Annotated in this window: 16 protein-coding genes and 1 pseudogene; 14 read left to right on the top strand and 3 right to left on the bottom strand. The window is 66.8% G+C overall.

The genetic code is table 11. The annotated features are described in order from the left end of the window. The first annotated feature begins 4 nt into the window (after nucleotides 1–4). A complete protein-coding gene (locus QZ755_RS14900) occupies nucleotides 5–613 on the top strand; it encodes a TetR/AcrR family transcriptional regulator (protein WP_294324406.1) in 609 nt (202 codons plus the stop codon). Nucleotides 614–630: 17 nt separating this feature from the next. On the opposite strand, the gene QZ755_RS14895 is transcribed toward QZ755_RS14900, so the two are convergent. Next, nucleotides 631–1,140, bottom strand: coding sequence for an Lrp/AsnC family transcriptional regulator (locus tag QZ755_RS14895; protein WP_294324403.1), 510 nt, complete (start codon nucleotides 1,138–1,140; stop codon nucleotides 631–633). Between the two features lie 105 nt (nucleotides 1,141–1,245). Here QZ755_RS14895 and QZ755_RS14890 point away from each other — a divergent pair, with 105 nt between their 5' ends. From QZ755_RS14890 to QZ755_RS14880, 3 genes are read left to right on the top strand one after another with little or no spacing between them, the layout of a single operon-like run. Further along, nucleotides 1,246–2,061 (top strand): tryptophan 2,3-dioxygenase family protein, encoded by an 816-nt coding sequence (locus tag QZ755_RS14890; protein WP_294324400.1) that lies wholly within the window; start codon nucleotides 1,246–1,248, stop codon nucleotides 2,059–2,061. A gap of 20 nt (nucleotides 2,062–2,081) precedes the next feature. Then, a complete protein-coding gene (kynU, locus tag QZ755_RS14885) occupies nucleotides 2,082–3,311 on the top strand; it encodes a kynureninase (protein WP_294324496.1) in 1,230 nt (409 codons plus the stop codon). Further along, nucleotides 3,308–4,177: an alpha/beta hydrolase gene (locus QZ755_RS14880; protein WP_294324398.1), complete on the top strand. Its 870-nt coding sequence runs from the start codon at nucleotides 3,308–3,310 to the stop codon at nucleotides 4,175–4,177. The genes kynU and QZ755_RS14880 overlap by 4 nt, the downstream gene beginning before the upstream one ends. Before the next feature lie 345 nt (nucleotides 4,178–4,522). On the opposite strand, the gene QZ755_RS14875 is transcribed toward QZ755_RS14880, so the two are convergent. Next, on the bottom strand, nucleotides 4,523–5,428 hold the full coding sequence (locus QZ755_RS14875) for a LysR family transcriptional regulator (RefSeq protein ID WP_294324395.1): 906 nt from the start codon (nucleotides 5,426–5,428) through the stop codon (nucleotides 4,523–4,525). Nucleotides 5,429–5,645: 217 nt separating this feature from the next. Here QZ755_RS14875 and QZ755_RS14870 point away from each other — a divergent pair, with 217 nt between their 5' ends. The 10 genes from QZ755_RS14870 to QZ755_RS14825 all read left to right on the top strand — a co-directional run bounded on the left by QZ755_RS14870 (nucleotide 5,646) and on the right by QZ755_RS14825 (nucleotide 22,265). Continuing rightward, on the top strand, nucleotides 5,646–8,633 hold the full coding sequence (locus QZ755_RS14870) for a TonB-dependent receptor (RefSeq protein WP_294324392.1): 2,988 nt from the start codon (nucleotides 5,646–5,648) through the stop codon (nucleotides 8,631–8,633). Nucleotides 8,634–8,703: 70 nt separating this feature from the next. Further along, complete coding sequence (locus QZ755_RS14865) at nucleotides 8,704–9,996, top strand: citrate:proton symporter (RefSeq protein ID WP_294324390.1); 1,293 nt, start codon at nucleotides 8,704–8,706, stop codon at nucleotides 9,994–9,996. Then, nucleotides 9,993–11,357, top strand: a complete 1,365-nt coding sequence (locus tag QZ755_RS14860) for an acyclic terpene utilization AtuA family protein (RefSeq protein ID WP_294324387.1) — start codon at nucleotides 9,993–9,995, stop codon at nucleotides 11,355–11,357. The genes QZ755_RS14865 and QZ755_RS14860 overlap by 4 nt, the downstream gene beginning before the upstream one ends. Then, the gene (locus tag QZ755_RS14855) at nucleotides 11,341–11,652 is read left to right on the top strand and encodes a hypothetical protein (protein WP_294324385.1); all 312 of its coding nucleotides are present in this window, start codon (nucleotides 11,341–11,343) and stop codon (nucleotides 11,650–11,652) included. The genes QZ755_RS14860 and QZ755_RS14855 overlap by 17 nt, the downstream gene beginning before the upstream one ends. After that, complete coding sequence (locus QZ755_RS14850; RefSeq protein WP_294324381.1) at nucleotides 11,649–13,616, top strand: alpha/beta hydrolase domain-containing protein; 1,968 nt, start codon at nucleotides 11,649–11,651, stop codon at nucleotides 13,614–13,616. Before QZ755_RS14855 ends, QZ755_RS14850 begins: the two co-directional genes overlap by 4 nt. Next, nucleotides 13,603–15,114: a tannase/feruloyl esterase family alpha/beta hydrolase gene (locus QZ755_RS14845; protein ID WP_294324379.1), complete on the top strand. Its 1,512-nt coding sequence runs from the start codon at nucleotides 13,603–13,605 to the stop codon at nucleotides 15,112–15,114. The genes QZ755_RS14850 and QZ755_RS14845 overlap by 14 nt, the downstream gene beginning before the upstream one ends. After that, on the top strand, nucleotides 15,111–17,333 hold the full coding sequence (locus tag QZ755_RS14840; protein ID WP_366509182.1) for a glycoside hydrolase family 3 C-terminal domain-containing protein: 2,223 nt from the start codon (nucleotides 15,111–15,113) through the stop codon (nucleotides 17,331–17,333). The genes QZ755_RS14845 and QZ755_RS14840 overlap by 4 nt, the downstream gene beginning before the upstream one ends. Nucleotides 17,334–17,358: 25 nt before the next feature. Next, nucleotides 17,359–19,023 (top strand): carboxylesterase family protein, encoded by a 1,665-nt coding sequence (locus tag QZ755_RS14835; protein ID WP_366509181.1) that lies wholly within the window; start codon nucleotides 17,359–17,361, stop codon nucleotides 19,021–19,023. Nucleotides 19,024–19,057: 34 nt separating this feature from the next. Continuing rightward, the gene (locus QZ755_RS14830; RefSeq protein ID WP_294324375.1) at nucleotides 19,058–21,403 is read left to right on the top strand and encodes a glycoside hydrolase family 3 N-terminal domain-containing protein; all 2,346 of its coding nucleotides are present in this window, start codon (nucleotides 19,058–19,060) and stop codon (nucleotides 21,401–21,403) included. A 676-nt stretch (nucleotides 21,404–22,079) separates the two neighbouring features. Next, a complete protein-coding gene (locus QZ755_RS14825; protein WP_288412237.1) occupies nucleotides 22,080–22,265 on the top strand; it encodes a helix-hairpin-helix domain-containing protein in 186 nt (61 codons plus the stop codon). Nucleotides 22,266–22,445: 180 nt separating this feature from the next. Here QZ755_RS14825 and QZ755_RS14820 read toward each other — a convergent pair. Beyond that, nucleotides 22,446–22,573, bottom strand: a pseudogene (locus QZ755_RS14820) (IS5/IS1182 family transposase); the annotation flags it as partial.

Genomic DNA, 22,573 nt, shown 5'->3' with positions numbered 1-22,573 from the left:
TCGCATGGGACGACGTTCGGATCATACCCGGCCGGAAATCGAACAGATGCTGGTGGTCGAGGGGCACAGGCATATGGCGGAGGTCGGCTTTGCGCGCTTCTCCGCGCGCGAGGTCGCAAAGCGGATCGGCTATTCGATCGGCACGCTGTACAATGTGTTCGGCAGCTATGATCGGTTCATCCTGGCGATCAACACCCGCACGTTCCAGCTATGGACCGCCGATCTGCGCGCCGCGTTGGCCGCCGCTGGCGACGATCGCATCCGCTGCCTGGTGGAGAGTTATTTCGCGTTTGCGCGCGGCCATCGCAACCTGTGGCTTGCGATCTACGATCATCACCTGCCCCCCGACCTGTCGCTGCCGGAAGATCAGGACCGGTTGCGCGGCGAACTGACCCGCATCGTGATGGAGGAGATTGCGGCGGTCCTGCCGACGGCCACCGCGGCGCAGGTGCCTTCGCTGGCGCGGTCGCTGGTCGCGACCGTTCACGGCCATTGCACCTTCGACATCGCCGGTTCGTTCGCGCTGATGGGGGAAACGGAGCCGGTGGAGATGGCGCTGGCGCGGGTCCGGGAATCGCTGGCCGCCGCGGGCGGGGGCACCGTGCATGACTGAAGATCGCGCCGGCGCCGCTATCGGCGCAAACCGGTGCGGTGTTTCGCGGTCGCACCCGCATGGCGCACCGCACGACTGAGCGGGGCGGGGGGCTTGATCGCCTTCAGGCTGATCGTCGTGCGGGTACGGGTCACGCCCGGCAACAGCGTCAGCCGATCGCGCAGCAGGTCGTCCAGCGCCTCGACATCGCGGCAGGCGATCTTGAAGAGATAGTCGGCATCGCCCGCGATCGAATGGCATTCGAGGATCGCGGCATCGTCCATCACCGCGGCTTCGAACGCATCGCGCTGACTGGCGTCGATCGCGACCTGGACGTGGGCGATGACGCTCAGCCCCAGGGCGGCGGGGTCGATGTCGGCGCGATAGCCGCGGATGACGCCCGCTTCTTCCATTGCCTGCACCCGGTTCCAGCACGGCGTCTTTGACAGGCCGTGCTCGGTCGCCAGCGTCGCGAAGGACTGGCGACCGTTCCGCTCTAGCGACTCCAGCAGGCCGAAGTCGACGGAGGTGAGGGTGGGCCGGGTCATCGGTCTGCAACCTTCGCAAGGATCGGAACGCTGTTCCGCGATCGGTAGCAGGAAATCCCCATTTTGCGAACAATGTCCCCGGATGGTCGCGATAGGATCGCTGCCATGGAAATGCGCCAGCCCCCGACCGCCCCGTCCGACATCACCTATGGCGGCTATCTGCAACTCGACCGGCTGCTCGATTGCCAAGTGCCGCTGTCCGACACCCATGACGAACTGCTGTTCATCGTCATCCACCAGGCCTCCGAACTGTGGCTGAAGCTGTGCCTGCACGAACTGGAGGCGGCGCGGACCGCGATCGTCGAGGATCGGTTGGGCGTCGCGTTCAAGATGATGGCGCGGGTGGCGCGGGTGCAGACGCAGCTGATCCAGAGCTGGGACGTGCTGGCGACCATCACCCCTGCCGACTATAGCGCGATGCGCGGCACGCTCGGCACCAGTTCGGGGTTCCAGTCGGCGCAGTATCGCGCACTGGAATTCATGCTGGGCAACAAGAACCCCGACATGATCGCGGTCCATGAACGCGATCCGGCGGTCCATGCGATGCTGATGGCGGCGGCGGCGAAGCCCAGCCTGTATGACGAAACGCTGCGGTTGCTCGCCCGGCGCGGATTCGCGATCCCCGCCGACCATCTGGACCGTGATTTCACCCGGGGCTATGTCGCGTCCGAAGCGGTCGAAACGGCGTGGCGCGACGTCTATGCCCGGTCCGAGCGATATTGGGACCTGTACGAACTTGCCGAAAAGCTCGTCGATCTGGAATATCGGGTGCAGCTCTGGCGGTTCGGCCATCTCAAGACGATCGAACGGATCATCGGGTTCAAGCGGGGCACCGGCGGGACGGCGGGCGTTCCCTATCTAGCGCGGGTGATCGACCAGGTGTTCTTTCCCGAATTGCTGACCGTACGGGTCGCATTGTGATGGAGACGGCGATGACCGGCATGGCGACACTGGACGCGGCGCGAGCGCGGGATGCGGCCGATCCGCTGGCCCCAATGCGCGCGCGGTTCGCGCTTCCGGCGGGCAAGATCTATCTCGACGGCAACTCGCTGGGCGTGCTGCCCCAGCGAACGATGGCACGGATGGAACGGGTCGTGACCCGCGAATGGGGGCAGGACCTGATCGGCAGCTGGAACGCGCATGACTGGATCGGTGCGCCGTTGCGGATCGGCGATCGCATCGCGCCGCTGATCGGCGCGGCAGCGGGAGAGGTCGCCGTGGCCGATTCCACATCGGCCAACCTCTTCAAGCTGCTGGCCGCAGCAATTGCCGCCCGGCCGGGACGTCGCACGATCCTGTCGGAACCGGGCAATTTCCCGACCGACCTGTATGTCGCCTCCGGGGTGGCGGACTTCATGGGGGCGACGCTGAAGACGGTTCCGGCCGACCGGATCGTCGAGGCGATCGATGATGATGTCGCGGTCGTCCTGCTGACGCATGTCCATTACAAGACCGCGCGCAGGCTCGACATGGCGACGATCACCGCAGCGGCGCACGCCGCGGGTGCGCTGACCCTGTGGGACCTCAGCCACAGCGTCGGCGCCGTGCCGGTCGACCTCAACGACGCCGGCGCCGATCTGGCGGTAGGATGCGGGTATAAATATCTGAACGGTGGGCCGGGGGCGCCGGCCTTCCTGTTCGTCGCCGGGCGGCACCACGCCCGGCTGCGGTCGCCGCTGTCGGGGTGGATGGGCCACAGCACGCCGTTCGCGTTCGACGACGGCTATGACCCCGCGCCGGGTATCGCGCGGTTCCTCTGCGGAACGCCACCGATCCTGGGGCTGGCCGCGTTGGAAGAGGGGCTGGCGCTGTTCGAGGAGGTAGACTTTACCGCTGTCACCGCCAAGTCGGTGGCGCTGTCGACGCTGTTGATCGAACGGGTCGAGGAACGCTGCGCCGCGTTCGGGCTGGAACTGGCGACGCCCCGCGACCCGGCGGCGCGGGGTAGCCATGTCTCGTTCCGCCATCCCCACGCCTATGCGCTGTGCCAGGCGTTGATCGAGGACGGTGTCGTCGGCGACTTCCGCGCACCCGATATTCTTCGCTTCGGCCTGACACCGCTATATCTGGGCTATGCCGATGTGTGGCAGGCGGTGGAGAAGCTGCACGATATTCTGGAGCAGCGCCGGTGGGACGATCCGCGCTTCCGCGTGGCGATGCGCGTGACATGATGGACGAACCCGGCCCTCGCCCGCTCGTCTGGCACGACCTGACCAGCCGCCCGCGTCCGACATGCGACGCGACGATCGCCTATGGCTCGGATGCGATGCAGAAGGTTGACGTCTGGTTGCCCCGGCAGGCCGGGCCGCATCCGACCGTACTGATGGTGCATGGCGGATGCTGGCAGACCGAGGTTGCCGACCGGCGCTTGATGGACTGGGTCGCCGACGATCTGCGCACCGATGGCTATGCGGTGTGGAACATCGATTATCGCGGTGTCGACCGCGCGGGTGGCGGCTATCCCGGCACCTTCCTCGACGCTGCCGCCGCGGCCGATGCCGTACGCGACCATGCCGCGCGGTTCGACCTCGATCCATCGCATGTGGTGGCGGTCGGCCATTCGGCCGGCGGGCATCTGGCGCTCTGGCTGGCGGCACGGCCGCATCTGCCCGCCGACAGCCCGCTGGCGAGCGCCAAGCCGCTGAAGGTGGCGCATGTCATCAGCCTGGGCGGCCTGCCCGATCTCGAGGATGTCGCGGCCAGCCCCGACAATGGCTGCGGGACCGAAGTCGTCGCGCTGCTGGTCGGGGAGGGTCGTCGCGACCCCTATGCCGATACGTCTGTCTCACGTCTTCTGCCGCTGGGCGTGCCGCAGGATCTGGTCAACGGCCAAGCCGACCGGATCGTCCCGTTCCGGATGGCGACCGCCTATGTCACCCGCGCACAGGCGGCTGGCGATATGGTCGCGCTGCACGAGGTCGCCGATACCGGGCACGTCGAACTTCTCACGCCCGACACCGCCGCCTGGGCGACGGCGAAGCGGTCGATCGCGCAAGCCTTTGCCCGCCGACCGATCGACGATCGCCATGCGCAATGATGATGCCGAGCGTCGCCCGGTCCATGCTCGGTGCCGTTCATCGGGGCGTCCGATAACGGCTTCGGTACCGTCGACCGTGCGGGCAAGGTCAGGCAGCACAGTGCCGGCGGCCATTCGCTGCCGCACTTGCGCGGTACCGCCTCGGAAAACCACGCACCAGGGGCGTTCGCGACCGATATGCAGTTCAATCACCTCGCCCAACGGCAAGTACGCTGCCGCCTTCGCCGAGGGCGTTGCCGCGCCGAACGTGCCTTTCCTCCTGCCTGCCAGAGGCACGGCGACGCGGGATGTCGGTCGCAACCGTCGAAAGACCCGCGATCATAGGGGCGTAAGGCGCCCTTCGCCTCACACAAGGTGTCCGTCGCGATGAAGCGAGCGACAGTGCGACAGAAAGGCGGCGGCGGCGGGCGATAGCGAGCGCTGCTTCAGATATGCGATGCCAATCTTCCGCTCGACGATCGGCGCTTCGAGCGGCCGCCAGCCTACCGCAGGGTTTGCGAGCATCGTGATGGTGGAATGCGGCAACACGGTCACGCCCAGCCCGGCGGCAAGCAGGCCACCCATCGTCACCAACTGCGACACTTCGTACAGCGGCCGCACGGTGATTCCCGCGCGCAGCAGCGCCGCATCGGACATGACCCGCACGCTGCTGCTGGTTGCCATCGCAAGGAAAGGCGCCTCTGCCAGGGTAGACCATGGCGCTTCGCCGGCAACGTCGAACGGTGATCCGGACTGGAACGCCAGGACGCAGCGGTCGGACAGCAGCGGTTCGAACAGATAGTCGGGTTCGGCCGCCTCGGTGACGAAAGCGACGTCGATCTGCCCGTCGCGCAACTGGCGGTAGAGCGCGCCGGCAATGTCGTCGCGGATCACGATTTCGACCGATGGGCTGCGCGCGATGTAGCTGCGGATGACGCGCGGCAACGCGGCGGCGGCAAAGGATGGCAGCGCACCGATCACGATCCGCCCCCGCATTCCGGTCAGATCCTTCGACAAGGTGGCGAATGCATGGTCGAAATCGGCGATCAGCCGCTCGACGGTCGGCACCAGCATCGCCCCGGCGCTCGTCAGTTCGACCCGGCGTGAACTGCGATCGAACAGACGTACGCCCAGATCGTCTTCCATCAACCGGATCGTCCGGCTCAGTGCGGGTTGCGAAAGGTTCGCCAACCGGGCCGCTTCGCTGAAGCTGCGCGTGCGGGCGACCGCCATGAACATACGCAACGTCGTCAAACTGGGGGTACGGCTCATCCGATCCTCTCGATCCATCGATCAGCTTTTCGCATCGATCGATGTCAACATTCTATTTTCATTATCATATCGAACGATCGATAACCCGTCGAGCGGAAGGAACCGGCGCCAACAGCCGGACCGTCCGACGAGAGCCGATGTCCAATCGGCCGTCCTCACAGGGGAGGTTTTCATGCAAGGTCGCAAGACTCGTTTCACGCGTATCAGCCTGACCGCCTTGGCGCTCGGGCTCACGTCGCCTGCCATCGCCGCCACGCCGGCTATCGGCGGGCAGGATGGTTCCACCGGGCTGCCCGCGCCCGCTGTCGATCCCGCGCAGACCGGCAGCGCGCAGGACCCCGCCGCCGGCGTGAGCGCTGCGGGATCGCCGAACGCTCCGACCGGCGTTACCGGAGACGCGGGCGACGATGTCGATCGGCAGGGCGCGCTGTCGAACGACGCGCGGACCGGCGAGTCCGCTGACATCGTGGTCACCGGTACGAATATTTCAGGCGTGAAGGCGGTCGGCAGCGAAGCGGTGACGCTGACGCGCGAAACCATCATCGCCAGCGGCGTCGCTTCGGTCGCCGATGCGGTCAATACATTGCCGCAGGTCCGCAACCTCGGCGATTTCCGCGAGGGCGGAACGCAGGGTTCGTACAATTCGCAGCAGGGTTCGGCGATCAACCTGCGCGGGCTGGGTGCGCAGGCGACGCTGACGCTGGTCGATGGTCACCGCGTGGTGGGCACCGGCGCAGCCTCCAACTTCACCGAAGCCAATCAGGTGCCGATCGCCGCCGTCGCCCGGATCGAGGTGATCGCCGATGGTGCCTCCGCCATCTATGGGTCGGACGCCGTCGCCGGCGTGGTCAATTTCGTGTTGCGAAAGGACTTTCAGGGGGTCGAGGCATCGAACCGCGTGACCAATCAGTCGGGCGGTTTCCAGATTCAGCCATCGATCACCGCGGGCACGACGTGGACCGGATTGGGTGGCCTCGGCGCGGGCAACGTGCTGGTCAGTTACGAATATACGCATCGCGACCCGTTCCTGCGCGCGAAGAACCGGTTCCTCTTCAACGATCTGCGCCCGTTCGGCGGGCCGGACAACCGGTTGAACGGCACGACCGCCACGCTGGCAGGTCCGGCGAACATCTATGTCCAGAATGCCGACGGTTCGCAGAATCCGGTTCTGCCGCGGGCGGGGTTCTACACCTATTACGGGCTGCCGCAGGGCGCGAATGTCGCTCTGACGCCGGGCGACCTGCTGCTCAATCAGCCGAACCTGGCGGACAATGCCTATTATAACGACTATACCGGGCGGCTCGACCGGCATCAGGTGTCGCTGTTCGCCAACCAGGAATTCGGCCCCTCGGTCGAGGCGTTCGTACAGGGGACCTATTCGAACCGTCACACCTTCTCGCGCTCGCCGGCGTCGGCGGTGCAGAATGTGACGCTGTCCCCCTTCCTGTTCGACAGCGCAGGGGCGGTGACGACGGCGCGCAACCCCTATTACATCGCGGGCATTCCGGGGGTGGCGACGAACGCGCCGCTGAACGTGCAGTACAGCGCGCTGAAGGACATCGGATCGAGCAATTTCGACAACCGGTCCGAAACCTACTCGATTACCGCCGGTGCGCGCGTCAAATTGCCATGGAGCTGGCGTGCCGAGGGCTATTACACCTATGGCCGCGACGAGGCCTGCAATTACTGCCAGAGCGGGACGAACATCAATCCCAACGCCCTGCAATATCAAATCAATCTGGGCGCGATCAATCCGTTGAGCGCGCTGGCACTGACGCCGCAACAGCTTGCCACCATCGCGGGCGACAATGTCCAGCGCAGCGGCAACGGCCTCGACGATGCGCTGCTGAAGTTCGACGGCCCGCTGTTCGCGGTTCCCGCCGGCACGGTGCGGGCAGCGTTCGGTGGGGAACGCAACAAACAGTACAACTTCAACATCAATGGCGCGAACCGCAGCGCCACCAACCAGTTCCTGTTCGACACCACCGCCGACAACAGCCGCCTGTCGCGCACCATCTGGTCGGCGTTCGGGGAAGTCTATGTTCCGCTGATCGGGGAGGAGATGAACGTTCCGCTCATCAAGAGCCTGACGATCGACGCCGCGATCCGGTACGACGATTATTCGGACGTCGGGTCGACCTCCAATCCCAAGATCGGCGGGACCTGGGTCGTCAACGACGTCCTCAGCCTGCGTGGATCGTGGGGCACGTCGTTCCGGGCGCCGTCGTTGCCCGACGTGAACCTGTTCTCTTATTCAGCGGTCGGCGGCTTCGCCTTTTCGAACAACGACCCGCGCGTCGTGAACGGAGCAGGGCCGGGCTTCACCAATATCGGGGTCGTCGTAGGATCGAACCCCGAACTGCGCCCGGAAAAGGCGACCAACTGGTCGGTCGGTGGCAATCTTAAGCTTGGCGACTTCACGGCCGAGGCGACCTATTACAACATCCGCTATACCGGCCGCATCCAGCAGCCCAATTCGATCGCGGCGTTCCAGGCAGGGGGCTATCCCAATTATAACGGGTATAGCCAGTTCATCCTGCCGATCGCCAATCCGACCGGCTGCGTGAACACCGATCCCGCGACCTTCGATCCGGTGCTGCGGACCTATCTCAGCCGCACGCTGCTCTATGGCACGCTGCCGAACCCGTGCGCGGTCAATGTGCTGATCGACGGGCGCAACGCGAATCTGGCCGCAACCCGGCAAGACGGTCTGGATGCGTCGATCAACTATCTGCACAAGTTCGACGCGCTGACGGTGAACGCATCGGCAGCGGTCAGCTGGACGATCAGCAACGAGGAACAGGTCGTGGCCGGACAGCCATTCGTCGACCGGCTGGGCTTCTACAATTCGCCGACCGAATGGCGCGGGCGCGGGTCGGTGGGACTGGTGTATCGCGGGGTCAGCGCCAACGCGTTCGTGAACTATATCGGTTCCTACCTGAACGACCTCGCGCTGGGGCCGGTTGGCCAGTCGATCCCGCCGCAAAAGGTGGATGCGTGGACGACGGTCGACCTGACGCTTGGCTATGCAGCCGATCTGAAGAATGCCGGCACGCCGTTCAGCGGGTTCCGGACGTCGGTCACCATCCTCAACCTGTTCGACCGCGACCCGCCGATCGCGATCACATCAAACGGCGCGTTCAACGGTGCCTATTCGAACCCGTTCGGACGGACGGCGACGATGCAGGTGACGTTGAATTTCTAAACACTTGTCGCCGCGTCGTGAACAGTTCCACGATGCGGCGGGATGGATGCAACCGGGAACGGGGTCGGGCATGTTGGCAATAACCGGACTGATGGCGATCGGGGCGCTGCTCGCCGCCATCCTGTCCAATCGCGTATCGCCGCTGGTCGCGCTGATCCTGATCCCGGTCGCGGCCGCTGTCGTGGCGGGGGTGGGCGATCAGGTGCCGGCCTATATCCTGGCCGGGCTGGGCAAGATCGCGCCGGTTGCGGGAATGTTCATCTTCGCCATCCTGTTCTTTGGCGTGATGACCGATGCCGGGCTGCTGGCGCCGCTGGTCGCATTGGTCGTCCGCATGGTGGGGAACAGCCCGGAACGGATCGCCGTAGGAACGGCGATGCTCGCGCTCCTCATTCACCTCGACGGATCGGGTGCGGTCTGTTTCCTCGTCACCATTCCCGCGCTGCGCCCGGTGTACGACCGGATCGGGATGGATCGCCGGGTGCTGGCGTGTACCGCGTCGATGGCGGCGGGCGTCAATTTCCTGCCATGGACCGGTCCGACGCTGCGCGCGTCGGCATCGCTGGGTGTCCCGACCGCCACCTTGTTCACGCCGATGATCGGTGTGCAGCTGGTCGGCCTCGCCTTTGTCGGAGCAGCATCCTGGTGGCTGGGGCGGCGCGAGCGGTTGCGCCTTGCCGGAGTGTCGGGTGCGACCATCGATGCATCGCCACTGCCCGTGCCGGTGGCCACGCCCCCGGCCGGCGGGTGGCGCTTCGCAACGAACCTTGTCCTGACCGCCATCGTGATCGGCACGATGGTATCGGGACTGGTCGAACCGGTCGTAGTCTTCATGATCGGGACGGCCGTGGCGTTGGTGGTGAACTATCCCGGTGCGAAGGCACAGCGCGAACGGATCGACGCGCACGCCCATGCCGCGCTGCTGATGGCCAGCATCCTGCTGGCGGCGGGTGTCTTCACCGGGGTCATGACCGGATCGGGCATGATTGGCGCCATCGCCGCAGCAGGGGCCGGCCACCTCCCGCCGCAGATAGGGGGGCATCTCGCCGCGATCCTCGCGGTCGTATCGATGCCGCTCAGTCTGTTGTTCGATCCCGACTCCTTTTATTTCGGGGTACTGCCGGTGCTGGCCGAACTGGCGTCGGGCTTTGACATTCGTCCGGAGGAGATGGGCCGTGCCGCCCTGCTGGGACAGATGACGACCGGTTTTCCGATCAGCCCGCTGACCCCTGCGACGTTCCTTGTCGCGGGACTGAGCGGTATCGAGCTGGGCGCGCATCAGCGGTTCGCGATCCCCTGGTTGTTCGCCGCCACGTTGGTGATGACGGGGGCGGCGCTGCTGATCGGGGTGATCCCGCTATGACGACCACGCTCCCTCCTCGCGACTTCGTGCGACTTGGCGCCGGATCAGGTTTTGCCGGCGACCGGATCGAACCAGCGATCGAGTTGGTCGAACAGGGCGACATCGACTTCCTGATCTTCGAATGTCTTGCCGAACGGACCATCGCGTTGGCGCAGGAACGGCTGCAGGCCGATCCGGAAGGCGGCTTCGATCCCATGCTGCTCGAACGGATGCGTCGAATCCTGCCGGCGGCGCACGGGCGCGGGGTGCGGATCATCACCAATGCCGGCGCGGCGAACCCGGTCGCTGCCGCCCGCGCGGTTGCGCAGCTCGCCGGGCAACTGGGGCTGAGCGGCTTGCGGATCGCGGCGGTGACGGGTGATGACGTGCTTGCGATCGTTGCGGACAGCGACCTGCCGCTTATCGACCGGGGTGGCAGCGTCGCCGACCTGCGCGACCGGATGGTGTCGGCCAACGCCTATCTGGGCGCGGAGGGGATTGTCGAGGCGCTGGACGCCGCGGCGGATGTGGTCATCACCGGCAGGGTCGGCGATCCGGCACTGTTCCTCGCGCCGCTGATCCACACGTATCGATGGGCGTCCGACGACTGGGCGCGGCTCGGCCGTGGGACACTGGTCGGGCATCTGCTGGAATGTGCCGGACAGCTGACCGGCGGTTATTTCGCCGATCCGGGTCGCAAGGACGTGCCTGGCCTCGCCCGGCTGGGGTTTCCGTTCGCGGATGTCGATGTGCATGGCGATGCGATCGTGGGAAAGGTTGCCGGCTCGGGCGGGCTGTTGTCGGTCGCGACCTGCACCGAACAGCTGTTGTACGAAGTACTCGACCCCGCCGCCTATCTCCAGGCGGATGTCACGGCCGATTTCAGTCAGGTCGCGCTGGAACAGGTCGGGCCGGACCGTGTGGCGGTGCGCGGTGGCGGGGGATGCGCGCGGCCGGGTTCGCTGAAGGTTTCCATCGGCTATGACGACGGCTTCATCGGCGAAGGGCAGATTTCCTATGCCGGCCCCGGCGCGGTCGCGCGCGCGCAGCTGGCGTTGCGGATCGTACGCGAACGGCTGGATTTGACCGGCGTAGCGCTGGAGGAGGTGCGCACCGACATCATCGGTGGCGACGCGGCGGAGGCGGGCGCGGACCATCCGTTCGCCGAGCTCCGCGCCCGGATCGTCGGTCGAAGCCGCTCCATCGAAGGCGCCCACGCCATCGGGGCGGAGGTGGAGGCGCTCTACACCAACGGCCCGTTCGGCGGCGGCGGGGTCAGCCGGTCGACCCGCCGGGTGGTGGCGATCGCCTCCTGCCTGGTTTCCCGCGACGCGATCACCCCGACCGTCCAGCTGATCGAGGCGCATGATGCGGTTGCATGACCTTGCCCATGTCCGCACCGGCGACAAGGGCGACATCTCGCAGATTTCGGTCGTCGCCTATGACCGGTCCGATCATGACCGGATCGCCCGCACGTTGACCGGCGCGCGCGTCGCCGCGGCGTTGGGCATGTCGCCCACCTCGGTCCGCCGCTACGAACTGCCGCAACTGGGGGCGCTCAACTTCGTCCTGGAAGGTGCGCTGAGTGGCGGCGTCACCCGGTCGCTGGCGCTGGACGCGCATGGCAAGACGCTTGGCGCCCATCTGCTCACACTGGACATCGGGGACGACGCATGAGGCTGGCGTGCGCGACCGCACTGACGCTTGCGATCGTCCCGACCCTTGCCGAAGGGCGGTTGACCCGGATCATCGTCGAACAGCGCGTACCGGCGGGAGAGGGCTTTACCCTGCTGCGCGGTCGGTACGAAGGCGAACTGGATCCGCGCGATCCGCACAACCGGATCATCACCGACCTGTCGGCCGCACCGCGGACGCCGCGCGGCACCGTGGCCTATGGCGCGACCTTTGCGATCGTTCGGCCGAACGACGCCGCGCGGGTGAGCGGGGTGCTGTTCTACGACGTGCCCAATCGTGGCAATGCGCGGATCGGGGCGGACACTGCCGGCCATATCCGGGTAGTGAGTGGCTGGCAGGGCGACATCCCGCCTGGGCCGGGGGTACAGACGGCCAGCGTGCCGGTCGCTGCCGGCCTGACCGGACCGGTCCTGCAACGTTTCGTCGGGGTAGCTGCCGGTGTGCGAAGCGTGCCGATACTGGGTGGCATCGTCCGCCCGGTCGCGCGCCCCTTGCCGGTATCGCTCGATACGCGCACCGCCCGGTTGTGGACCCATGCGGCGGATGCTGCCCGGCTGGTCCCGGTGCCGGCGGGTCGCTGGGCCTTTGCCGATTGCCGCACGCGCCCCTTTCCGGGAAGGCCGGACCCACGGCACCTGTGCGTGAAGGACGGTTTCGTCAGCGATCTAGCCTATACCCTGGTCTATCGGGGGCGCGATCCGCAGGTGCTGGGCATCGGGTTCGCAGCGGTACGCGATCTGGTCGCGTTCCTGCGCCATGGATCGCGTGACGATCATGGCACACCCAATCCGGTTGCGGGACTGGTGCGCTGGCCGATCATCACCGGCACCTCGCAATCGGGCAATTTCGTCAAGAGCTTCCTGCATCTGGGCTTCAACGCCGACGAAGCGGGACGCCGCGTGTTCGACGGCGCCAATCCCGATATCGCCGCCCGGCAGGTGCCGCTCAACATCCGCTTTGCCGTGCCCGGCGGGGCGGCCGACCTGTTCGAACTCGGCAGCGAAGGGACGCTGTGGTGGAGCCGGTATCACGACCGGGTGCGGGGGCGGGGCACTTCCAGCCTGCTCGACCGCTGCCGTGCGAGCGATACCTGTCCGAAGATCATCGAGACGATCGGTTCGGCGGAGCTATGGGGCCTGCGCCTGTCGGCCGGGCTGGTCGGCACCGATGCGCGCCGCGACCTGCCGCTGCCGGCGAATGTTCGCCGCTATTATTTCGGATCGGTCACCCATGGCGGATCGACCCGCGGCGGCTTTCCGGTGACGGGCGAGGTGGCCGGGCCGGGCTATCCACCCTGTGCGCTGGCGCTGAACCCGGTGCGGACCGAAGACGCTCGACGCGCCTTGCTCGGGCGGCTCGTCGACTGGGTGCGCGACGACCGGATGCCGCCGGACAGCCGCTATCCCACGCTCGCGGCCGGTACACTGGTGCGGCCCGATGCGGCGGCGATGGGCTGGCCGGCGCTGCCGGGGGTGCCCCGGCCGGAGGCGGCGCTGAACAGGATGCCCGATTACGATGTCGGTCCGCAGTTCCGGTATGCCGATGAGAGCGGCGTAGTGTCGCATCAGCCGCCGCGCATCCGCCGCTACCTGCCGGCGCGCGTGCCACGCGTCGATGCCGATGGGAATGAAGTGGGTGGTGTCCCGCTGGTGCAGCTGGCGGTGCCGATCGGGACCTATACCGGGTGGAACATTCGTACCTCGGGCTATGGTCGTGGCGGATCGTGCGGCTTCATCGGCGGGTTCGTGCCCTTTGCCCGGACCGAGGCGGAACGTCGCGCGCGTGGCGACCCCCGCCCGTCGCTGACGGCGCGCTATCGCGACCATGCCGGTTTCGTCGCGCAGGTCCGCGCCGCTGCGGGGCAGCAGGTGCGTGACGGATGGTTGCTGCCGGAGGATGCCGAGCGAACCATCGCCGAGGCGGAGGCCAGCGATGTCCTGCGCTGAGTCCGCACGCCTTGCCATTGCCGCGATGGCGATCGCGGCGCTGCTGGCCGGATCGGTCGATGCGGTCGCGCGGACCTGCAATGCGCTTGCGGGGCGAACGACGGCAGTGACGGAATCGGACGGCATTTGCCGGGTGACCGGCGTGCTGCGACCGGTGGCCGGGTCGCGGATCGGATATCACCTTTGGTTACCGCCGCACGCCGGGTGGAGCGGGCGAATGGTGATGCTCGGCAATGGCGGTTATTCTTCGCGGCTGCCGCTGGCGGCGATGACCGAGCAACTGGCGCGGGGTGCGGCGGTGGTCGCGACCGATACCGGCCATGACGGCGACGATCCCGACTTTGCACGCGGTCGGCCGCAGGCGATCGTCGACTGGGGCTGGCGCGCGGTGCATCTGAGCGCGGTCGTCGCCAATCGCCTCGCCACGCGTTATTACGGTCGGGTGCCGCGCTACCGCTATTTTAACGGCTGCTCGACCGGCGGGCATCAGGCGCTGATGGAGGCGCAGCGCTTTCCCGGCGATTTCGACGGGATCGTCGCGGGCGCTCCGGGCGCGGCGCGGGTGCGCCTGAACGCCGCGTTCCTCTGGCAATATCTCGCCAACCATTCTGCGGGTGACGATTCTCGACCCATCCTCGGCCAGCGGGAACTGACGCTGCTGCAACGAGGGGCGCTGGCGGCCTGCCGGGCGGACAACGGTGCCACCGCCGGCGGACTGGCTGGCGATGGCTGGCTGAACGATCCCGTCGCCTGCCGCTTCGATCCGGGCATCCTGGCCTGTGCATCGGGTCGAACCGGCCCATGTTTGTCACCGGAACAGCTCGCCGCCGCCCGCCGGATGTATCGCGGTGCAGTTGACCCGCGCAGCGGCGCGCGGGTCACCAACCCGTGGCTGCCCGGCAGCGAAGCGGGATGGACGGCCTATCTGTCCGATGGCGGACGGCAGCAGCCGGCGCGGACGAGCTTCTGGCGGGTCTGGGCCTTTGCCGATCCGGCATGGTCGTGGTGGCGGTTCGATTTCGGCCGCGACCTTGACCGTATCCGTCGCACGCTGTCTCCCAAGATCGATGCGGTCGACCCGAACCTTGCGCGGTTTCGTGCGTCAGGGGGCAAGCTGCTCCACTATCACGGCCTTGCCGATCCGGTGGTGTCGCCGTTTGATTCGATCCAATATCATTCGGCGGTCGCCGCGCGGATGCCGACCGCCGACTGGTATCGCCTGTTTCTCGCCCCCGGCATGGGGCATTGCGGCGGCGGACCGGGATTTTCGCGCTTCGATCCGCAACAGGCGATCGAGGCGTGGGTCGAACGGGGGCGCGCACCCGACCGGTTGCTCGCCCGTCCAGCCGATCCGATGGTCGACACCACGCGCCCGCTCTGCCCACATCCGACCCGCGCCGTCCATATCGGCGGCGACCCGGCGCGTGCCGACAGCTTCGCCTGCCACGGCATGAACGACACCAACCAGAACAAAGATTCGAGGGAGAAGACCGCTTGAAACCCCTGCTGCCCCTTGTCGCGGGTGTCGCGCTCGCTGTGTCGTTGCCGATGCCGGTGGTCGCCCAGACGGCTCCGGTCGCGACCGGTTCGTGGACGGACGCCCGCCAACCGACCGAGGCGCGCGTCGCCGCGTTGCTGGCGGCGATGACGCCCGAGGAGAAGTTGACGCTGATCTTTGGTCAGTTCGCTACCGATTTTCCGCCCAAGCAGTTCACCGCACCTGCCGGCGCCCGCGAAGGGTCGGCGGGCTATGTTCCCGGTATTCCCCGGCTGGGCATCCCGGCGCAGTGGCAGGCCGATGCCGGGATCGGCGTCGCCAGCCAGGGTGGCGCCAGGCGCAAGCGCGAGCGGACCGCGCTCCCCTCCGGCCTAGCCACCGCCGCGACCTGGAACCCCGAACTGGCAAGGCGGGGCGGGGCGATGATCGGGGCGGAGGCCTATGCATCAGGTTTCAACGTCCTGCTCGGCGGCAGCGTCAACCTGACGCGCGAGCCGCGCAACGGGCGCAATTTCGAATATGCCGGCGAGGACCCGCTGCTGGCGGGTATCATGGCGGGCGCGCAGATCGCCGGCATCCAGTCGCAGCACGTCGTATCGACGATGAAGCATTTCGCGTTGAACGATCAGGAGACCGATCGCAACGCCGGCAATGTCGTGATCGACCCGAAGGCGGCGCATCTGTCCGACCTGCTCGCCTTCGAAATCGCGCTGGACCACGGCGATCCGGGCGCGGTGATGTGCGCCTATAACCGCGTCGACGGCCCGTTTTCGTGCGAGAGTCCTTGGTTGCTCACGAAGGTGCTGCGGGGCGAGTGGGGCTTCAAGGGCTATGTCATGTCCGACTGGGGCGCGACCCATTCGACCGAGGCGGCATCGGCGGCGGGGCTGGACCAGCAATCGGGCTATCCGTTCGACGTAAAGCCGTTCTTCGGCGCGGATATGCGCCGCGCCATTGCCGATGGACGGGTGCCGCCCGCGCGCATCGACGCGATGGTCGGACGCATCCTCTATGCGATGCTGCGCCACGGCCTGTTCGACCATCCGGTAACCGCCGCGCCGTTCGACCTGCCGGCCGACATGCTCGAGCGCAACGGTGCGGTCAGCCGCGCCGACGCGGCCGAAGCGATCGTCCTGCTCAAGAACAGCGGCAACGTCCTGCCGCTGGCGGGGAGCGCGAAGCGGATCGTGGTGATCGGCGGCCATGCCGACAAGGGGGTGCTGGCGGGCGGCGGGTCATCGCTTGTCTATCCCAAGGGGGGCAATGCCGTTCCGGGGCTGCAACCCTCCTTCTGGCCGGGGCCGGTGATGTATTACCCGTCCTCGCCGCTCGAGGCGTTGCGCCGTCGCCTGCCCGGTGCGACCATCGACTTCGTCGACGGCACGGACCGCGCGGCGGCAGCCACGGCGGCAGCGCAGGCCGACCTGGCCATCGTGTTCGCGACGCAATGGGCGGGAGAGGCGTTCGACGTGTCGCTGACGCTGGCGGATAACCAGGACGCACTGATCGATGCGGTGGCTGCGGCCAACCGCCGCACCGTCGTCGTACTCGAAAATGGCGGGCCGGTGCTGACCCCCTGGGCGCCGCGCGTCGCCGGCATCCTGACCGCCTGGTATCCGGGGACGGAGGGTGGGGAGGCGATTGCCGACGTGCTGACCGGTCGCGTCAATCCGTCGGGCCACCTGCCGATGACCTTCCCCGCCAGCCTCAACCAGCTGCCCCATCCCCAGCCGCCGGCCAAGGGCGAGTTCCGCTATACCGAAGGGGCGACCGTCGGCTATAAATGGTTCGATGCCAAGGGCCTGACCCCCGCCTTCGCCTTTGGCCACGGCCTGTCCTATACCGACTTCCGCTATAGTGGCCTGACCCTGACGGTAAGGGACGGCGCGATCGAGGCGCGGTTCAAGGTCGCAAACACCGGCCGCGTCGCTGGAAAGGCGGTGGCGCAGCTCTACGCCGCCGCGCCGGGCTGGGAGGCACCCAGACGCCTCGCCGGTTTTGCCAAGGTCGACCTGGCGCCGGGGCAGAGCCGCGCGGTCCGTGTTGCCGTCGATCCGCGATCGGTGTCCGATTACGATGTCGCACAAAGCTGCTGGCGCCCGACGGCCGGTCGTATCGGCTTCACGCTGGGCGGATCGTCCGCCGACCACGCCGCGCAAGCCAGCCTGACGCTCCCCGCCGCCGCGCTGAAGGGCGCACGGCTCTGCCCCACTTCGTGAACCCCGTTTAAAAGGAAACGCACCGATGAAGCGCATCACCAAAGCATTCGTAATCGCCTCCACGTTGACCGCGATACCCGCCGCGGCCCAGCCTGCGGGTCCGACGGTCCGTACCGATAACGGAGCGGTTCGCGGACAGACGGCCGATGGCGTCGAAAGCTGGAAGGGCATTCCCTTCGCCGCCCCGCCGGTCGGTCCGCTGCGCTGGCGCGCGCCGCAACCCGCGGCGAAGTGGACCGGCGTGCGCGACGCCACGCGATATAGCGCGGATTGTATGCAGAAGCCGTTTCCGAGCGACGCGGCGCCGCTCGGCACCACCCCGGCCGAGGACTGCCTCTATGCCAATGTCTGGCGACCGGCGGGGGTCAAGGGCAAGCTGCCCGTTCTCGTATGGATCTATGGCGGTGGCTTCGTGAACGGCGGTGCCTCGCCGCCGACCTATGCCGGTGCGAACATGGCAAAGAAGGGTGTGGTGTTCGTCAGCTTCAACTACCGCGTCGGCCGCTTCGGCACCTTTGCCCTGCCGCTACTGACTGCGCAGAATGCCGATGGCGGGCGCCTGGGCAATTATGGGATCATGGATCAGGTCGCGGCGCTGCAATGGGTGAAGCGCAACATTGCGGCGTTCGGCGGCGACCCGGCGAACGTGACGATCTCCGGCGAGAGTGCCGGCGGTATCTCGGCCCATGCGCTCGTCACCTCGCCCGAAGCCAGGGGCCTGTTCAACAAGGCGGTGGTGATGTCCGGCGGCGATGCCAAGGCGTTCACCGCCAACACGCTGGCGGATGTCGAGAAGATCGGCGGCAACTTCGCCCGGACCAAAGGCATCGACCCTGCCGCCCCGGACGCGCTGCAACGCTTGCGCGCGCTGTCGGCCGAGGACGTGCTCGACGGGCTCAACATGGCGCAGATGTCGGGCCGGGCCGGTGCGCCGCCGACCAATTCGGGGCCGTTTGTCGATGGGAAGGTCGTGGTCGACGTCCGCAAGGCATATGAACAGGACCGCTTCGCGCGGATACCGATGATGATCGGGGCGACCAGCGCCGACATCGGCGGCAAGAGCGGCTTCATGATCGCCGGCGGGCGTGAGGCATCGGCAATGATCGCCGACAAGGGCGTGCCGGTGTGGGCGTATCGCTTCTCCTATGTCGCGGACTCGGTCGGGCAGGGCGGCGCGCAGCACGCGACCGACATCCCCTATTTCTTCGACAACGTCCGGATCAAATATGGCGCGCAGACGACCGCGAAGGACGAGGGCACAGGACAGGCGATGAGCAGCTACCTGGCGAATTTCGTGAAGCGCGGCGACCCGAATGGCGGGTCGATGCCGCAATGGCCGCGCTACACCCGCGCCAGCGACACGCTTGCCGACTTCGCCGCCGACGGCAGGGTCGTGGTTGGACGAGACCCCTGGGGTGCGGAGATCGATCGGCTGTCGCAGGCGCTGGCGGCGGCCAAGGCATCGGGGCGCTACACCACGCTGACGACGCCGATCGGCGAACTGCTCGACAATCCGGCGACCCGCACCGTGCTGGAGCGGCATGTGCCCGCCTTCCTCAAGAACCCGCAGCTCGACATGGCGCGGGGCACCACGCTGTACGGGTTGCAGACCTATCTGCCCGATCAGTTCACCGATGCGCTGCTGGCGACGATCGATCGCGATCTCGCGGCCGTGCCGGTCAGGAAGTAAGATGACGAACGGGGGGAAGCGCGAAATGCGCAGGATGATCGCTGCCGCCGGCGCGTTGGCGCTGGCGGCGGGGGTGGTCGTCGTCGCTGCGCCGCTCGCGGCGCGGCAGGCGGGAGCGACGGCGCAACCATGGATGAATGGCCGGCTGAGCGCCGAACAGCGCGCCGACCTGCTGCTCCGGGCGATGACGCTGGAAGAAAAGGCCGGGCAGGTCTCGCAACAGTTCATGTTCGGCGCGTTCGAACAGTTCGCGCCGATCGTGAAGAGCGGCAAGGTTGGGTCGCTGCTGTTCGTCACCGACCCCGCCGTCATCAACCGGTTGCAGCGGGTAGCGGTCGAGGAAACCCGGCTGAAGGTGCCGCTGATCTTCGGCTATGACGTCATCCACGGCTTTCGCACCATCTTTCCGGTGCCCATCGCCAATGCCGCGTCCTGGGACCCGGCGGGTGTCGAGCGGGCGCAGGCGGTCGCGGCCGCTGAGGCACGCGCGGTCGGCATCCATTGGGCGTTCGCGCCGATGGTCGACATTGCCCGCGATCCGCGCTGGGGCCGCATCGTGGAGGGCGCGGGCGAGGACCCGTTCCTGGGGTCGGCGATGGCGCGCGCGCAGGTGCGGGGGTTTCAAGGGCCGGCGATCGGCGCCCCCGGCCATATCATCTCCGGGCCGAAGCATTTCGCCGGCTATGCCGCGGCGGAGGGCGGACGCGACTATGACAGCGTGTACCTGTCGGAATCACAGCTATACAACGTCATCCTGCCGCCCTTTGCCGCAGCGGTAGAGGCGGGCGCGGGCAACGTCATGAGCGCCTATATGGACCTCAATGACGTCCCCGCCGTCGGCAACAAATGGCTGCTGACCGATGTCCTGCGCGACCAGATGGGCTTTGACGGCTGGGTCGTGTCCGATGCCAATGGCACCAAGAATCAGGTGGTCCAGCATTTCGCCCGTGACGAGGCCGATGCGGCGGTGCGCAGCATCGATGCCGGCAACGACATGGAAATGTCGTTCGGTCCGGCTGCCTCCGCCGAGACGCTGGCGGCGTCGGTCCGGGCGGGCAGGCTGACCGAAGCGGTGCTCGACCGTGCGGTCCGCCGTATCCTGGTGGGAAAATTTCGCATGGGCTTGTTCGAACGGCCTTATGTCGACGAAGCGCAGGCGAAGGCGACGCTGGCCGATCTCGGCCATCGGCGCGAGGCGCAGGCGGCGGCGGAACGGTCGTTCGTGCTGCTGAAGAACGACGGCAACGCCCTGCCGCTGGTCGCCGGCGCGCACAAGCGCGTGGCGGTGATCGGCGCGATGGCCGATTCGAAGCGCGACATGCTCGGTCCCTGGGCGTTCCAGTACGACCTGCCGGAGACGGTGACGGTGTTCGAGGGCGTCCGCGATCGGCTGCGTTCGGCCGCGACCGTCGAGACCGCGCCGGGCGTGCAGCTCAAGCGCAACGTGCCATCGATGTTCGAAGCGATCACCATTCCGGGTGTCGCCAAGCCCGAACCGCGGTGGGACGCGGCGCGCGCGGCAAGCGAATTCGAACGCGCCGTGGCGCTCGCCAAACGATCCGACCTGATCGTGCTGACGCTGGGCGAGGCCGAGGATATGAGCGGCGAGGGTGCTTCGCGGTCCGACCTCAAGCTGCCAGGCGACCAGCTGCGCCTGTTCGAGGCGATGCTGGCCACCGGCAAACCGGTGCGGGTGGTGACGATGAGCGGTCGTCCACTCGAACTGGGCGAGGTACTCGATCGCGCACCCGCGATCCTCCACGCATGGTATGGCGGGACTCGGGGCGGAACTGCGATCGCGCGGACGCTGTTCGGCGACGTCAATCCGGGCGGCAAGCTGCCGGTCACCTGGCCCCGCAGCGTCGGGCAGGTGCCGATCTACTATGCGCACAACACGACCCATGCGCCAAAGGATCAGGGCAAACGCTATTGGGACATCCCGTCCACGCCGCAATTCGAATTCGGCTATGGGCTGAGCTATACCCGGTTCGAGGTCGGTGCGCCGGTCCTCGATACCGCAACGCTCCGGCCCGGAGGTCGGATCGTGGTGTCGGTGCCGGTCACCAACACAGGCAGCCGCGCCGGCGATGAGGTGGTGCAGCTTTACATCCACCAGCAATCGGGCAGGGCGTCGCGCCCGGTACGCGAACTCAAGGGCTTTCGCCGCGTGACCCTGCGCCCCGGCGAGCGGCAGACGGTGCGGTTCGAACTGGACGAGGGCAGCGTGCAATATTGGAGCGCCGCTGCGAAGGGCTGGGTAATCGATCCGGGCACGTTCGATCTATGGGCTGGCGCCAGTTCGAACGCCGACCGCCACATATCCTTTCAGGTTGCCGGCCTTCCTCGGCCGGGACGGGGTTGGAGCGTCCGGAAGAAGTGAACGGGGGACAGGTTTAAGGAGCCACGCGAAGCCTGCATGACCGACACTGCGAGAGGTCGTTCGACCACGATCCTGTTCCACGCCCGGTCGACGCGACACAAGATGCGATGGCGCAGCGTCGACCGGAACGGCGGGGAGAGGAGGTGCGGATATACGCCGAGCGCCTGCGCGCCTGGACCGACGGGCCATAGCGCCTGTGGGCGCGGCGAGAATATAAAATGCCGGCACATGAAGCATTCCCGAGAGCGACCACACCGACCGCCTCGCGCGCACACAGTGCGCTTAAGAACGTCTAAAAGGCTCGGAATGACTGCCAAACCTGCGCAATCCGCCATTCTGGCGAGTGCTGGTGACCCCTACGGGAATCGAACCCGTGTTTCAGCCGTGGAGCAAACTTGTTGAATGAAATCAACGCTAGTTGCCCGATGTTGCTGGAAAAGTGTACCGTTAAGTATCAACAGCTTAGCGGGGGCGGGGCACCGTGGCGATGTCGGATTGCGCATACTGCTGCGCGATTTTCTCGGGTGTCCGTGCCTTTAAGGGCAATCTAAGAAACACCATCCGCTCTGTGCGGACTTGTAGGGGCGTTTGGCCCAACCGACGCTGCCTTTCAGACTGGTTATCGTTATAGTCCGTCGCAGGCGAACACGCTTCGCCAGTTCGCTGGGAGACGCTGATGATCAATCTGAATACCGCTACCGCCGCAGAACTTGACGAAATTCAGCAGTTACGCGGGCACGGTTTCGAGATCGTAAGATACAGGGAAGAGCGTGGTCGCTTCGACGAAGTGCGACAACTCGAAGAGGTTCCCGGCTTGGCCGGCAAATGGAACGGCGCCGAAGAAAATGTGTCGCTAGTGTAATTGGCGTCATTGCTGGAAAGTTTAATTGCAGAGGGGCAAACGGACTATTCGACTCCCGAAAGAGGCCATTCGTTGCGCCCCTTCTTTCCCGTTTCCCCGTCCGCGACAGGTGTTTTCGGAGACATGCAAACAGGAACAGCTTTTGAGAAAGCAGGGGCCGCAGCTGACCGTCGCCGCAGACTAGGCCGTAGACTCATAAGCCCGGAGCCACAGCCGCATTGAGGCGAGCTGGACCATCGCGAGGAAGTTGGCGGCGAGCTTGTCGTAGCGGGTGGCGACGCGGCGGAAGTGCTTCAGCTTGGAGAAGA

Origin of the sequence: uncultured Sphingomonas sp., from assembly GCF_913776855.1 — a bacterium.
In the GTDB taxonomy this organism is placed as follows: Bacteria; Pseudomonadota; Alphaproteobacteria; order Sphingomonadales; family Sphingomonadaceae; genus Sphingomonas.
The sequence above is the reverse complement of the archived record's forward strand: the minus strand, read 5'-3'. Positions and strand labels throughout refer to the sequence as shown.

What these genes read in the sequence shown, in the direction of transcription:
- QZ755_RS14880 (WP_294324398.1), top strand. Translation starts at nt 3,308, where the DNA reads ATGATGGACGAACCCGGCCCTCGCCCGCTCGTCTGGCACGACCTGACC.
- QZ755_RS14825 (WP_288412237.1), top strand. Translation starts at nt 22,080, where the DNA reads ATGATCAATCTGAATACCGCTACCGCCGCAGAACTTGACGAAATTCAG.
- QZ755_RS14835 (WP_366509181.1), top strand. Translation starts at nt 17,359, where the DNA reads ATGAAGCGCATCACCAAAGCATTCGTAATCGCCTCCACGTTGACCGCG.
- QZ755_RS14830 (WP_294324375.1), top strand. Translation starts at nt 19,058, where the DNA reads ATGATCGCTGCCGCCGGCGCGTTGGCGCTGGCGGCGGGGGTGGTCGTC.
- kynU (WP_294324496.1), top strand. Translation starts at nt 2,082, where the DNA reads ATGGCGACACTGGACGCGGCGCGAGCGCGGGATGCGGCCGATCCGCTG.
- QZ755_RS14850 (WP_294324381.1), top strand. Translation starts at nt 11,649, where the DNA reads ATGAGGCTGGCGTGCGCGACCGCACTGACGCTTGCGATCGTCCCGACC.
- QZ755_RS14890 (WP_294324400.1), top strand. Translation starts at nt 1,246, where the DNA reads ATGGAAATGCGCCAGCCCCCGACCGCCCCGTCCGACATCACCTATGGC.
- QZ755_RS14900 (WP_294324406.1), top strand. Translation starts at nt 5, where the DNA reads ATGGGACGACGTTCGGATCATACCCGGCCGGAAATCGAACAGATGCTG.
- QZ755_RS14875 (WP_294324395.1), bottom strand. Translation starts at nt 5,428, where the DNA reads ATGAGCCGTACCCCCAGTTTGACGACGTTGCGTATGTTCATGGCGGTC.
- QZ755_RS14865 (WP_294324390.1), top strand. Translation starts at nt 8,704, where the DNA reads ATGTTGGCAATAACCGGACTGATGGCGATCGGGGCGCTGCTCGCCGCC.
- QZ755_RS14895 (WP_294324403.1), bottom strand. Translation starts at nt 1,140, where the DNA reads ATGACCCGGCCCACCCTCACCTCCGTCGACTTCGGCCTGCTGGAGTCG.
- QZ755_RS14860 (WP_294324387.1), top strand. Translation starts at nt 9,993, where the DNA reads ATGACGACCACGCTCCCTCCTCGCGACTTCGTGCGACTTGGCGCCGGA.
- QZ755_RS14855 (WP_294324385.1), top strand. Translation starts at nt 11,341, where the DNA reads ATGATGCGGTTGCATGACCTTGCCCATGTCCGCACCGGCGACAAGGGC.
- QZ755_RS14845 (WP_294324379.1), top strand. Translation starts at nt 13,603, where the DNA reads ATGTCCTGCGCTGAGTCCGCACGCCTTGCCATTGCCGCGATGGCGATC.